The 14,071-nt window shown below is 48.3% G+C and carries 9 protein-coding genes; 4 read left to right on the top strand and 5 right to left on the bottom strand.

All coding sequences use genetic code 11. The annotated features are described in order from the left end of the window. Positions 1-864 precede the first annotated feature (864 nt). From M3200_RS08525 to brnQ (M3200_RS08510), 4 genes are all read right to left on the bottom strand, one after another. Positions 865-2,673: an S-layer homology domain-containing protein gene (locus tag M3200_RS08525; RefSeq protein ID WP_022383106.1), complete on the bottom strand. Its 1,809-nt coding sequence runs from the start codon at positions 2,671-2,673 to the stop codon at positions 865-867. Between the two features lie 302 nt (positions 2,674-2,975). Continuing rightward, positions 2,976-3,479 (bottom strand): energy coupling factor transporter S component ThiW, encoded by a 504-nt coding sequence (gene thiW, locus M3200_RS08520; protein WP_022383105.1) that lies wholly within the window; start codon positions 3,477-3,479, stop codon positions 2,976-2,978. A 567-nt stretch (positions 3,480-4,046) separates the two neighbouring features. Beyond that, positions 4,047-5,372: a branched-chain amino acid transport system II carrier protein gene (gene brnQ, locus M3200_RS08515; protein ID WP_288178248.1), complete on the bottom strand. Its 1,326-nt coding sequence runs from the start codon at positions 5,370-5,372 to the stop codon at positions 4,047-4,049. A 368-nt stretch (positions 5,373-5,740) separates the two neighbouring features. After that, a complete protein-coding gene (brnQ, locus tag M3200_RS08510; RefSeq protein ID WP_022383102.1) occupies positions 5,741-7,087 on the bottom strand; it encodes a branched-chain amino acid transport system II carrier protein in 1,347 nt (448 codons plus the stop codon). Positions 7,088-7,576: 489 nt separating this feature from the next. Between brnQ (M3200_RS08510) and M3200_RS08505 the strand changes: the two genes are divergently transcribed. From M3200_RS08505 to M3200_RS08495, 3 genes are all read left to right on the top strand, one after another. Beyond that, the gene (locus tag M3200_RS08505; protein ID WP_022383101.1) at positions 7,577-8,302 is read left to right on the top strand and encodes a BUD32 family EKC/KEOPS complex subunit; all 726 of its coding nucleotides are present in this window, start codon (positions 7,577-7,579) and stop codon (positions 8,300-8,302) included. A gap of 114 nt (positions 8,303-8,416) precedes the next feature. Beyond that, positions 8,417-9,301, top strand: coding sequence for a hypothetical protein (locus M3200_RS08500; protein ID WP_288178247.1), 885 nt, complete (start codon positions 8,417-8,419; stop codon positions 9,299-9,301). Positions 9,302-9,341: 40 nt separating this feature from the next. Then, entirely contained in the window at positions 9,342-10,709 is a 1,368-nt protein-coding gene (locus M3200_RS08495; protein WP_022383099.1) for a threonine/serine exporter family protein, read from the top strand. 66 nt (positions 10,710-10,775) lie between these two features. On the opposite strand, the gene M3200_RS08490 is transcribed toward M3200_RS08495, so the two are convergent. Further along, on the bottom strand, positions 10,776-11,954 hold the full coding sequence (locus tag M3200_RS08490; protein WP_022383098.1) for a glycosyltransferase family 2 protein: 1,179 nt from the start codon (positions 11,952-11,954) through the stop codon (positions 10,776-10,778). Between the two features lie 373 nt (positions 11,955-12,327). On the opposite strand from M3200_RS08490, the gene M3200_RS08485 reads away from it, so the two are divergent. Continuing rightward, positions 12,328-14,071 (top strand): O-antigen ligase family protein (locus M3200_RS08485; protein ID WP_288178246.1); only part of this gene is annotated, 1,744 nt, incomplete at its 3' end.

Below are 14,071 nucleotides of genomic sequence, written 5' to 3'. Positions count from 1 at the left end.
CGCAGGAATTGGACTGCGGCGGGTTTTGCGTGGGAGAAATATGATAAAACCATACAGCTATGAAAAACCATACGACCTCGCTGATGCGAGGGAAAGAAGATAAAACCATACAACCTCGCGGGGCTCGATGGAACCTTTTTATAAAAACCAATGAATACTGCACCCCTTTTGTCAGCAACAGTAAAAAGATAGGCTGACCATTCTCCCCCGACGGGGAGATTAAAGTCCTCCGCTTCGTTGCTGACGGATAGTATCGAATGAGTATTTTACGATTGTCATTTACGGTTCGTATTTAAATGATAGTGATAATATCGTTAAGTGCCGGTACGGAAGGTTTTGACCTGCCCGTCGGGGAAGGACGCCGCGAATGCGGCAGAAAGGGGTGTAGTTCCACGAGCGCTAGCGAGGTTGTCCGGTGTTTATTCGAAACCACACGACCTCGCTTCGCTCGTGGGAAACGTAAAATATGATAAAACCGTACAACCGGCCCATGTCCTGGGAAATGCAACTCATCCGCCCCGTACACTAACTTATGAGACATTTGTGGTGCTACCGCTGATGTCCTTTCCTATTTACTGCACCCCTTTCGTCGCCTAACGGCGCCACTTCCCTCCGTCGGGGGCAGCTTCACGAGGAATAAAAGAAAGAGCTCGACTCTTATTTGTTTGAAACCTTTCGTAATCTTATCCCGACCTTCTCTTCCAGAGCAAGGTCAAAGGCAATTAGCTCCCCCTACGGGGTGAGCTCTGACACCCTTAAACCGAACTACGTTCGATGGAAAACCATGAGGCCTCGTGCCGCTCTCTGAAAAATCACAATCAAAAACCCCGGGCCTTTCGGCTTTCCGGGGTTTCTTTTTATTTCTTATTTAATATAGGCGGTGGCTTTGAGGAGGAACATGTTGTCCATCTTCTTGCCGCCCATGTCCTGGGCGTTGAAGCCGTAGTTGGCTTCGATGATGAGGCCTTTCATTGGAACGTAGGCTGCTTTGGCGAGGAAGAATTTCGCGCCGCCGTAGTTTCTGTTCGGGTTGTCGGTGCCATCGAGAACTGCGTCCATCTTGTCGGCGAAGTAAGCCGGGACGTTGCTTCTGCCTCTCCAGTCTTTGTAGACATGGCCCATGTACTGGTCGGCGATGTCATTGGTAGATCCGCCGAAGTAGGTGCCTGCCTGGCTGTAGATGTAGTCAAGGCCGATGGAGTAGGACTTGGCTTTCAGTACATCAGCTGTGCCGTAAGCGACGCCGTAGTTGAAGGAGTACGGGCGCTCGTTGTTCAGCGGAAGCTTTCTCATGTTCTTGACGTATTCAGCGTGGACGTTCCACATCGGGGTGACGTAGTACTGTCCTGCAAGGCCGTAAGCAGCGACGATGTGGCTGACTGGTCCGACGGCTCTCATGCCGTAGACATGGAATTCATACTGCTGCGGTTTCTTGTAGATGTAGGATGCGTAAGCAATCGGTACATCTTCATCTTCGCCCCATGCCATCTGGACCTTATCGCCCATCGGGTAAAGAGTGAGAGCGATATTGCCGTCAGCGGTAGCTACGAGGTCATTGGCCATGGATGCCAGATCAGAGCCGCTGGCTGCAATCATGCCTTTTATCGTTGCAGCTGCGGTTGCTCTTGTCTGAGCGTCGTTGCTGTAAAGTTGAGAAGTTATGGCTGCAACCTTTTGTTGAGCTTGTGAAATGACTGCTGCGGTCTGCTGACTGTTAAGGCCAGCAGCAACGGCCTGATTGTAGGCAGTTAGAGTTGCCATTTTGTTAGCGAGATCGGTAACTTCATCATTCGTTATTCCAAATCCATGCATCATTGGCGCCGTGTAGTCGACGTTGATGTTTGTTGCGCGGCCGTATGCGAGCGTGAAGTGGCCGCCTTCTCTGTAATCGCCAAGGGTAAGGAATGCACCCTTGAATTCGCCATCATAGGTGTAGCCAGTGACGCCCATCTTGACGGGGAACTGGCCGATACCGATGAGGTTCTTGGACGGTCCGAATGGAAGCCCTGTCGTATCCTGCTTCGGTCCGAACTGGTAGGTCGTCCATAAGCGGTTCAGATGGACTTCACCTTCGCCGTAGCCATTATTCTGATAGCGGGAGCCATCAGAGTTATAGCTGTACTTGTTGACACTGTACACATCATTTCCAGAGAAACCGAGGAAGGTTTCGAGCTGTCCGTAAACGGTGCTTCTGTCATTGACGGTGGTGATCGTATTCAGGCGGACGCGGGTGCTGAGCTCATTGTCCTTTTCCGTGTGACCTTTGAAAATATTGCCATAGCGGTCGACATCCTGAATACGGAGTTCAGTGATGAGTTCTGTGTGACCGGTCTTCTTTTCAAGTTCAGTGACGCGGACGCCAAGATTGGCGAGGTCGTCTCTATAAGATTGAGCGAGCTTGTCGACGGTAGCCTGCTGATCAGCAGTCAGGCTGTCCTTTCTTGCGACAAGGCGCGCAATGATCTGTGCAACTTCATAACGGGAAATATTCTTTTCCCCGCGGAACGTGCCGTCCGGATATCCTTCGACGACGTTTTCAGCGGACAGCTTGGAAACTGCCTGGTAAGCCCAGGAGTTCGTATCGACGTCCGTGAACGGATTGGCTGCCTGTACATGGAACGCGGCGCACGTAAATACGACGGCGGCCGCGGCTTTCAGTAGACGGTGCTTCATAAAATTCCCCTCTTTTCCAGGGATATCCCTCCCAGTGGAAACTCCCTTATCAATCCTTCCCAGGATTATTTTTATACAAAACACTCACTTTGAGTGATAAAATACTTTAGAAACTAAAACATTATACATTTTATTTTAGAGGGGTGTCAATAGCAGTTAACAGCAGGTGCTAAAACTTTGACTCATAGTCAGAGCACGAAAAAACCGCAGAAAATCGAAGTTTTCTGCGGAAAAAAATATACGCTAAGCATGAGATTTTATTATTATAAATAATAGTTTATAGAGACTTATAGATAAAGATGTTATCTGTTTTTGAGTAATTCTGTTTGAATTAAGCGAGCACTTTTTAAAACACAGAAAGCGATGACGCAGCCGGCGCCGCAGGAAATGGAGAAGAGGGACACATAGAAGAGCGCACCCTTCGAAGAACCCATGAGAAGAGCGGCAATCGGATAGGAAACCAGGCCGCCGATAATCGAAGTCCCGACGAATTCACCAAGCACAGCGCACCAGAGCTTCTGCGTCTTGCTGTAAAGATAACCAGAAAGGAAAGCACCGATCATGGAACCCGGGAAAGCCAGGAGGCTGCCCGTGCCAAGAATATTCCGGATCAAAGCCGTCCCGAACGCAGCCGACGTACTGAACCTTGTCCCGCAAAGAACCGCGAGGAAAATATTAATCATATGCTGCAAAGGAAAAGCCCTCGTCACACCCAGAGGGAAAGAAAAAAGCGGAGAAAGCAGCACCCCCGCCGCCACCAAAAGCGCCGAGAAAATCCACTTCCGAAGAGAATCCTGTCTATCCATAACTCCTCCTTGAAGAAAAAATCCTGAAATCTTGATTCATTAATAAAGTAATATATTTTACCTATTATAGAATCATGCAGGAACAATTTGCAAATGAAGAACAATCAAAACAAAAAATGGGGTATTAACTGAAAATGAGGAGTGACGGTTAGGGACGATTACCAGGGCCGTAGGCCGGTCTTGACCTTGCCCTGGGAAGGGAAGGTGTAAACGGATAGAGCATTTCTCCAGCCATCAGGCTGGTTGTCCGGCTTACTCTCTCTTTGCTATCGGGTCTTACCATGTTCCCCCACAAAAAGGGGATGTGACAAAATCCGTTAAAACTCTGCTTTTTCCTTTTCTCGAACGAAGTTCGGTTTAAGGGTGTTAACCTTGCTCCGAAAGTAGAAGGTGTCGCCGGAGGCGACGGATACAGTAGTTCTCGAGCGCAGCGAGGTTTTGAAATTTTCAGATAGACCCAATAAATACATTTGTTAGATAATCCTTTACTGGAATATTCCAATAGAAAAAGGGACTGTGACGAAATGATTACACATTTTGTCACAGCCCTCTCCTTTTTCTATTTCCTTATGCAGTCTTTTCTTTAGACGGCGACATGTGGGCGATGATGAGGCCTACGATGTAGCCGGCGGCGCAGAAGGTAACCCATGCGAGGCCGTAGTGTGCGAACGGAAGGTTCGACATGACGTTGTCGAGTGTGGTGATCTGGAGGCCTGCGGTGTGGATGCCGTCGTAGAGGGACGGGATCAGGGTGAAGAGGGTAGCGCAGGCATAGACAGCTCTGTGGCCGTGGAAGAGTTTATCCGTGAAGGTGAGGATCATGAGGGAGATCGTCAGCGGATAGAGGAACATCAGGACCGGAATAGCGGCATGGATGATGGTGGTCAGGCCGAAGAGTGCAACGCAGAAGGAAGCGAATGCGAAGACGGTCACCCAGATTTTGTAAGAGAGGACCGGAATCAGGCGGCCGAAGTATTCAGCGCATGCGGTGATGAGGCCGACGCTTGTGGTTAGGCAGGCGAGGAGGACGATGACGCCCATGATGAGACTGCCGTAAGAACCGAAGTAGTGAAGTGCAACGCCTACGAGGACTTCAGCACCGTTTTCCAGATGTCCCAGTTCAGAGACAGAGGAGGCGCCGATGAAGCAGAGGAATACGTAAATAATGCCGAGGCAGAGGCCTGCGATGAGACCGGAACGCAGGGTCATGAATGCGATTTCTTCATTCGTTGTGGCACCGTACTGGCGGACGGAATTGACGACGATGATGCCGAATACGAAAGCGGCGAGGGCGTCCATGGTGCCGTAGCCGTCAAGGAATCCCTGGGAAAGAGCTTTCATCGGATCGATGTAGTCCTTCGAAGCGGCCTGCCAGGGGCCGATTGGAGCGATGGCTGCGCAGATGAAGAGCAGGGCAAGGAATGCCAGAAGAACCGGAGTGATGACTTTGCCGATACGGTCGACCAGTTTCGACGGGGTGACGGAGAGCCACCAGGAAACGGCGAAGAAGACGAAAGCGAAGCCATAGAGTGCCATCTGACGGTTTTCTTCCGAGAATAGCGGCGCGAAGGCGATTTCAAAAGATGTCGTAGCTGTACGGGGGATAGCGAAGGCAGGCCCGATGGTCAGGTACAGGGCGACGGTGAAGAAAATGGCGTATGGTGTGCAGATACGGGAAGCCAGTTTCTGCAGGTCGTCCCCGGAGTAACCGATGGCCGCAATGCCAAGAATCGGAAGACCCACGCCCGTGATCAGAAAGCCGATTGTAGCGGGAATCGTTTCCACACCTGAATTCTGCCCCATGAATACCGGGAAAATCAGGTTGCCGGCGCCGAAGAACAGCGCGAACAGCATCAGCCCGATGGCGATGAAGGAATTCTTAGATTTCTCCATAATAACATCTCCTTTTCCGAAGGTTTCGCCTTCTACTTCCGGTGGGTACGAAAAAGCCCCGCCGGAAAAACTCCGACAGGGCACATATGCTGTGAGGTACCACCTTGTCCAATTACTCAATTCGCTGCTAACGGGGCTTCCGCCTTTCCCTGCCTCCAAATGGAGTACGAAAAAGGAACTCACGGGTGACGCGGCTGATTCAACTTCAGCGATTTGCACCATCCATCGCCTCTCTGAGAAGATCCCCAGCCTGATTCCGATCCTTGTCTCTAATGATTTAGAGATATTCTAGCATGAGAAAATGAGAATGTCAAAGGAAATATCGTGTATATTTTAGAAAAATTTTAGAAATTTGAAAGTGTATATACTTAATGGGATTCTGCTGTGGCAGGCGCCTTGTCAGCAGCCTTGTGCCAGATGAATCCGAGGACGAAGCCTGTGATGAAGAAGAGCGTCCATGCCATGTCGTATTCAGCAAGCGGCAGGGAATGCATGAACTGATCCATAGCCGGAGTCGTGAGCTTCAGCATCTTCAGTCCGTCATAGAGAGCCGGAACAAAGGTGAAAGCCGTTGCCAGCGCATAGACCTTCTGGCTTCTTCCGAAACGCTTGTCGAGGAATGTCAGGATGATCAGGGAAACAGCCAGCGGGTACAGGAAAAGCAGTACCGGGATAGCGCCCTTGATGATGGCAGAAAGACCGAAGAGAGCGATCAGGAAAGAGAAGCCTGCAAAGAGAGCAGCCCAGGTCTGACGATGCAGCATCGGGAAGAGCTGATGGAAATAAGCAGCGCAGGAAGCAATCAGGCCGATGGAAGTCGTGAGGCATGCCAGGATGACGATGAGTCCCAGAAGGACAGCACCGGAAGTGCCGAAGTAGTAAGCAGAAGCGCCGGAAAGAACCGGAGCGCCTGTTTCCATATGGCCCAGAACACTGACAGAATCAGCGCCCAGAACGACCAGGGATGCATAGATGATGAACATGAAGAATGTGGAAATGAGGCCGGACTTCATAGCAGAACGAGCCACTTCCTCATTCGTCTTTACGCCGAAGAAACGAATCGATTCCACGACAATGACGCCGAAGACAAGACCAGCCAGGCAGTCCATCGTGTTGTAGCCTTCAACCAGTGCATTCGTGAAAGCCTTCAACGGAGCCGAATAAGCAGCGGAAGGTTCCATCCATGGTCCCATCGGGAAGAGGATAGAAGAACCGATCAGAATGAAGAGGAAAAGAAGCAGCATCGGCGTGATGACCTTGCCGATACGCGGAACAAGCTTGGAAGGAGTGACAGCCAGCCACCAGGACAGAAGGAAGAAAATGAAAACGAAGACATACAGCCCGATTGTTTTCTGTGCATCCGTCAGGAATGGAGCCGCCGCAATTTCAAAAGAAACCGTAGCCGTACGGGGAATCGCGAAGAACGGTCCGATCGTCAGGTACAGAAGAGAGCTGAACAGCACACCGTACACCGGATGGACACGCGAAGCCAGATCCTTAAGACCTGCTCCCGAATAACAAATCGCAAGCACAGCCGCAAAAGGAAGGCCGACACCCGTAATCAGGAAGCCGATCGTAGCCCAGGGCGTATTCCAGCCAGCATTTTGGCCCAAGAATACCGGGAAAATCATATTCCCTGCGCCGAAAAACAGCGCGAAAAGCATGAGCCCGATCGAGATAAACTCGCGGGAAGATTCCTGTGATGATTTTTTCATAAGCGATACCCCATCTTTACTGCAGAGTGAAACGTATTTTATGCTATTTTATCATAGATTAAAGAAATGTAAATCGAAATTTATCATAGATTAAAGAAATGTAAATCGAAAAAGAGTATAAAACACTAAATTATATGATTAAAATAAATAAAGAAATGTTATGAAAAGGCAATCAATCCATAAAAAATCCTTATTTTAGAAGGGCGGAGAGAGAGGAACGGGGCCGGCATTTATACTTGCCTTCCCAGACGGGGAAGGTGCCCGAAGGGCGAAAGGGGTGCAGTTTCTAAAAAGGGCTGCGCGAAAACAGAAGTTAATAAGTAAATGGATGAGTTGTATTTCCGCGGACGAAGTCCGGTAGTATGGTTTTAATTTCCCTCCCGTTTAATTCTCTCTATCCCATTTCCTTCCTCCCTGCTGACGAGAAACACTCCACATGTTAAAATAAAGGGTAAATGCATGATTGAAAGATACAGGAGACAAAGGAAGATGGAAGAAACTTTAACGGAACGTTTGAGACGAATGGCGGACAGGTTGATCTCGGAAAGACACTCTGACCGCGTCCTGAATTTTACACTGGACGACCAGAAGTACTGGATCAAAAGAAAGCTGGGGAATGGAAGAAACCAGCTTGTGAAGTACTCTGTCGAAAAGGAATTTTATTATGAAATCGCCCGCATGACGATTGCCGGGAGAAATAATCCTGACCTCGTTCCGGAAATCGAAGTCCTGACACCAAATTACATGGTAACAAAGGACGGGGGTCCTACCGTAAAGAACTGGCTCGACTCGGACAAGTCCGAAGCAGAGAAGGAACTCATCCTGGAAGAGGCGGGTGCAGCGCTCGCTGCCCTCCACAAGAACGGCATCGTCCATGGCCGTCCGGCTCTCCGCGACATCACATGGAACGACGGAGTCATCCATTTCCTTGACTGGGAAAACCGCATGTACTCCCAGGACCCGGCTACGCAGAAAGCACTCGATTTCCTTCTCCTTCTTCAGGGAATCTACCGCGAAAACTATCCCGAAGCCTGCGAAAGAGCGGACGCCCTCGAACGGGGCTACGTCAAAAACGGCGGCGAAGAGACGAGAGAGGAAGCGCGCCGTTTCCTGATGAAGCATTCTATCGTCGGATCCCTGACACGCCAGCTTGCGCCCTTCAAGATGAAGGACATCGAATCCGTCAGAAAAATTTATGACCATCTTCTGACCTGACAGTCCTCCTGCTATTGCCCGCAGAGCCCGCGCCTTATATACTTAAAGATAGAAACAGATAGAAATCGATAACAATAACCGTCCCTTCCGGCACTTTTCCCGGAGGACAGGGGAGTGAACATAATGAACTTCTGGGAGCAGGAGCAGGAAAAACTCAAGCTTTGGTGGGAAGGTGTCTCGAAACGCGAAATCGGGACGTACTTTTTTGGTGCCATTTTTCTCCTGTTCCTCGTTTTCATTTACTATTTTGCCCTCGGAATCACCGGCCTTTTCGAATGGTACCGCTTCCAGAGGAGCATGGGGGAATGCTTCATTCTCCTTTTCCTGACACAATTTATGACAAGGAAGAGCCTTCTCCATCCGTTCTGGCGGATCGGCTACATTCCTTTCTTCTCATGGATAGTCATATTTCCTTATGTACTCCTGCACGCGGTGAACGGGCTGAAGGACGCCTCCTTCAACCACCTGAGCCCGTACTTCCTGACGGCAATCGCGATCCTGCTCCTGATTTTCTTCATCATGAACGTCATCTGCCGCGTCGTCATGGGACGGAAACTGGCGGTTCTCATCTGCCTCTTAGCCGTGTGTTTCTTTTCCTTCAGCGCCTTCATTTTCCTAACGCATTACGCATACATGGGAATCATGATGACGCCAAGGGAAATGTTCTTCGCGCTGTACAGCCCGGGCAAGTGGTTCTCCCACGTCGTCCTGACGCACATCGGGGGAATGAGCCTCATCCTGATGAACCTCGGGATCCTGGCCTTCGTCATCCTCTATGCCCGCTGGATTTACCAGAGCGCGTACAATCTGGACAAGAAATGGATCAGGAAGGACACAGCGTCCTATTCCGCCATTCACAGGACACTCCAGTTCCTCGTATTCTTCGGCTGCGCATGGCTCCTCATCCGCTGGGTGAGCGAATGCTTCCCGCTCCACGACTACGAACAGGCAAGGCAGTACCAGGAGTATTTCGATATCATCAGGAATACGCCGCTCTAAGGCAGCGCATCCCGTTAGGGGTTATCAGAGGTGATGCCTTTTGTATAAGAAATCAGATAAAGCAGAGCTGACCGTCAGGGACAAGATGCAGCTCATCCTCGACATCGGACAGCTCATGATGGAAAACGGCGCCAGCAGCAAGCGTGTCGTCAGAGACATGCTCCGCGCCGCCGCTTACCTTGGCATTTACTGGGAAAACGTCCAGATCCACATCACATACAGCACTATCATGATCAATGTGGATGACGGCGTCACGTCGGAAACCATGTTCCGCAAATGCTACAAGCACGGCGTCAACATGATGACGACGCTTCTCGCCAACCAGCTCAGCTGGGACGCACTGACGAGCAATGAGTCCTATCTCATCTACCGGAATCAGATGATGACCATCCAGCAGATGGCAAGGAAAAGACTCTATCCCCAGTGGCTGACACTCTTCTGCATCGGCATGGCATCCAGCGCCTTCTGCCTCCTCTTTGGCGGACACTGGTACGAAGCCCTCTATACTTTCATCGCCGCCGTCGTAGGCGCCTACGTCAAGACACTCTGCGAACGCTTCGGCGTCAATATTTACATCGGCATCGCTGCCAGTGCCTTCTTTGCCACCGCGACAGCCTACCTCACACTCTACATACCAGGGCCGCCCTGCTCGTGGCTCCCCGTCGTCGCCTGTGCGCTGACACTTATACCAGGCGTCCCGCTGATCAACTGCGTCGATGACTTCCTGTCGAACTATCTGAACTCAGGCATGACACGATTTACGCAGACCATCCTTGTCATGACTGCCATGACATTCGGCCTCTCCGCCGTCGCCGTCATGACAAGCGTCCCGAACTTCACCGGCGTCCGCATCGCCCCTGAAAGCCTCTACATCGCGCAGGCCCTCGCGGCCGCCATGGCAGCCGCCGGCTTCTGCGTCATGTTCAACATCCCGAAACGATATATACCGCTCGCATGCTTAGGCGCCATCATCACCGTCGACATGAGAAACATCCTCATGGTCGACTTCGGAACAGGCATGGCCACCGCTTCTTTCATAGGCGCTGCCACACTGTCACTCTTCCTCTTGATCGTCGCACGCAACCTGCATGCCCCGGTATTCGTCCTGACCACACCGGCCATCATCCCACTCATCCCCGGCGTCCTCCTCTACCGCTTCCTCTTCGCCGTCATCCGTATCCATACACTGACCACCGATGAATTCATGTTAGCCATGCAAAACGGCGTCGAAGCCGCCCTCGTCATCCTGGGCATAGCCCTCGGAGCCACACTCCCCGACGTCATAGCCCACCAGTTCATCGACTGTTCCAAGAGAGAACGCTTGAGAAAGATCCTCGAAGAAAGAGATGGCCAGGAAGCTGTCATCGAAGACGCCGCCAACCTCGACCACGCAAGCGAGAGAAGATAAAAATTAGTGAAATAAAAAACTGTGAAATCAGAAATCCTGGTTTCACAGTTTTTTTGTTATAAGGAATTAATGGGATAATTTCTTCATCATGAGCTGGCCAACGATGTCTTTTACAAGACGATTGTCGTGGATGATGGCTAAACGAAGCAGTTTGTAGATGTTTTTTAATGGAAGGTTCTTTGTATCGTGGATATACGTGTAAATTTCATTTTCCTGATCTTCAGATAATTGCTTTTCTACACTGTTTACGGCATACAATTTCAAGGCAGATTTCATGTTTACCACTTCATCGTGAGTGGTGGCTTTACCGGATATAGCTTTGATGAGAATTGCCCGGCGATAGAACAAATAGGACAGGAGAACTGGAGTGAGCTGCTCCTTCTTGTATCCCTGTTCATTGAGAAAAGAGAGCAATTCTTCCCTCTGTCCAGCACTAAGCTTATGATCGGAATCATCTTTGAAGAGAGCTCGTAATGCACCTATGCTCGTACGAACGTTGAGCATAGAGGTTTCATCTGGGGCTGATACAGAAAAATCTAAATGATGATGCCACGCAATGTACTCCTCATAGTATGAATAGGAATTTCTTGTCTGTGTCAAACTTCCATGAGGCTGGCGATCCAGATAGTAATAAAGTCCGTCTAAAGCTTTTGCATGTTTTACTTTTGACGCGATATCTGCAGCAATGTAAACATCTTCAACAGATCTCATAGAATCATTAAAACGTAGATTTTCCCAAATTGCCCTGTCATATGCTTTGCACCAAACTTCCCAGCCGGTTACATAAAGCATGCGCGTCAGGATTTGTTCCGTTGTAAGGCTCTTTTCCCAATAAATTTGCCCAACTTCTCTGTCTACTTTTACAATATGTACACCGTAGGCAACCATATCTAATTTTTCATCGGAATTTTTAAAAGTCTGGATGACATCAGAAACAAGGTTAGTCGCAACGTAATCATCAGGATCGATAAATATAATATAGTCTCCGGATGCATGATCAAGGCCGGCATTACGAGCTGCGCAAAGTCCACCGTTTTTTTGGCTGACATAGATAACTCTTTGGTCTAGAGATGCGTATTTTTTACAGATTTCATCTGATCTATCCTTCGAACCATCGTTGACTAAAATGATTTCTAGGTTGTCGTACGTTTGGGCGAGGATGCTGTCGACACAGCGCTCTAAAAATTTTTCCATATTGTAAATAGGAAGAATTAAAGAAACCTTTGGATGATTAATTATAGGCATTGTTTATCTCTCCATAAATGTAGGTGAATAGGTCAGGTTTAAGTGTATAGAATGTCTTTCGCATAGTTTATTGCATAACTGTTTGGAAATGCTCTCTATAATTTATATCATAAAGTTATAAGAAGGTATATGGTAAAGATAAAGAACAAAAATCAAGGCTTACAAAATAGTTAGATAAAATTTCATAGCCTTAGCAGCAATTAATCTAACAATTACATGAGTGACTATCATAGGATTTATGGAAATGTTATTATTAAAATGATATATTAAAAATTGGGAAAGTGCGAGTGAACGAACAGTGCTTTTCTTTTTATATCTGTAAGAATAACTGTACATAATATAGTATAGAAAAACATGCGTTAGGGGAAATGGTATGCAGGGGAAGTATAAGAAGATCGAAGAATGGTTATTGTTTTTTATGATATTGTTTATACCGCTGAAAAGTCTTCCGGCGAGATATAAGCTTCCGCTGCTAGGGAAAAACGTGGCCGTAGCGCTTTTGGTGACTATGTGTGTTGTCTGCCTGATTTGGTGGCTGCGCAACAAAAAGGAATTCTATATTCCGCACGCAAAATTTGTGGGGCTTTTTTGTTTCTGGGTTATCTTGTGTACCAGTATAGGAGCATTCACATATCCATTTTATCCAGGAGCTATTGATGCGGCTTTAGCGGATAAGTCAGCTGTGAAAACAATCGCTCATGTCTGGCCGGGAATCGTTAATACCCCATCGGCGATTCATCTGGTCCATCTATTTGGAAATATCGGTGGTCTTATTAAAGGACTCTTATTGCCGTTTGTTGGAATGTATGTAGTCTTGTTTTCCTTGTACGGCAGAAATTCCCGCAGAGGTGTGGAGTGGGTGAGCAAGGCTGTCGTTACCATGGCTTGCCTGATGGGGCTGTATTCTATCTTTGAAATTTATTGGCTTTGGACGGGAAATTTGTTCTGTCAGAATCTCTTGATGACGATTAACAGACATTTATATGATCCTGGGATTATGAGCGGGTGGTGGCCACCTATTTTATGGGAGGGTCAGCTTAGAAGTTACTTGACAGAACCGTCTTTCTTTGGGATTATTGGTTCTTTTATGGTTCCTTTCCTTTGGTATCGCATCTTTCAGGAAAACAGGAAAATAGAATATCTCCTCCTGCTTTACTTCGTACTTATGATTTTTATGACGAAATCAAGGACCGCGATAGTCATTTACTTGGGAGAAGTATTCTGCCTTCTTCTCTTTAGTATCATTCTTCGCTATAAGCAATGGTGGAAAGCCTGTCTAGCTGTAGTTTTGGGAACCATACTTTCCTTTGGTATTTACATCGAAGGCAGTGTTGCAGTACCGCAATATTTTGGGAATAAGGAAGCTGTAGCCGCAGGCCAGGCACAGAAACCAGGAGGTCCTGTTAGTGCAAAAGTGGAGACAGCGCAGGCAAAACCAGTACCTGCATCTCCGCAGGCAAACAACAAGACACCGCCTCAGCAGGCTCCTGCAGCTGCTCCAGTAAAGCCCCCGGTGCAGTCTGAAGCAGCTGCCTCTGCTCCGGCCAAGCTTCAAGCGCAGCCTGAACCCGTAGCTAAAAATTCAAAAGACAAGACGGATATCAATGTCTGGACAAGGATACAAAATTATTTGGATTCAAATGTGTTCTCTGTGGCAGACAAAGATAAAAGATCTAATGAAGCACGTTTTGGGACGACAATCGCCATGGCAACAGTCGGTATTCAGCATCCAGTCTTTGGCGTAGGACAAGGATATGTAGACCGTTATATGGTCAATACGTATCCTGATTTTGCGAAAGATAATGGTGAAGTAAAGCGATGGATATCCGATGTCACGCATTTGGAGTTTGGTGATGCAATCTTCCCTGTAGTAAATGCATTTTCTAATGTTCTGGCAGAATATGGAATTCCAGGTCTTATTATTTTCTGCACTCCTCTTTTCTATCTATTTGGACAACTTATTTTAAAGAGGAAAGAATTATCAGATAGTTTTGATGCCGTCTGCCTGGCAGTTGCATTGGCAGGACAGGTTGCTTGTTTATTCAGTCAGTGGTTTTTCTATACTTATCCTCTCACATTGGTTTTGATGTTCTGCTGCATTTACGATAAAAATCAGC

This window comes from Dialister sp. CAG:357 (genome assembly GCF_000435155.1).
GTDB lineage: Bacteria > Bacillota > Negativicutes > Veillonellales > Dialisteraceae > Dialister > Dialister hominis.
Note: the sequence above shows the minus strand (reverse complement) of the source record. Positions and strands in the feature narration are given on the sequence as shown.

Excerpts from the sequence above, each read along its gene's own strand:
- M3200_RS08525 (WP_022383106.1), bottom strand. The coding sequence starts at position 2,673 with ATGAAGCACCGTCTACTGAAAGCCGCGGCCGCCGTCGTATTTACGTGC.
- thiW (WP_022383105.1), bottom strand. The coding sequence starts at position 3,479 with ATGGATAGACAGGATTCTCTTCGGAAGTGGATTTTCTCGGCGCTTTTG.
- brnQ (WP_288178248.1), bottom strand. The coding sequence starts at position 5,372 with ATGGAGAAATCTAAGAATTCCTTCATCGCCATCGGGCTGATGCTGTTC.
- brnQ (WP_022383102.1), bottom strand. The coding sequence starts at position 7,087 with ATGAAAAAATCATCACAGGAATCTTCCCGCGAGTTTATCTCGATCGGG.
- M3200_RS08505 (WP_022383101.1), top strand. The coding sequence starts at position 7,577 with ATGGAAGAAACTTTAACGGAACGTTTGAGACGAATGGCGGACAGGTTG.
- M3200_RS08490 (WP_022383098.1), bottom strand. The coding sequence starts at position 11,954 with ATGCCTATAATTAATCATCCAAAGGTTTCTTTAATTCTTCCTATTTAC.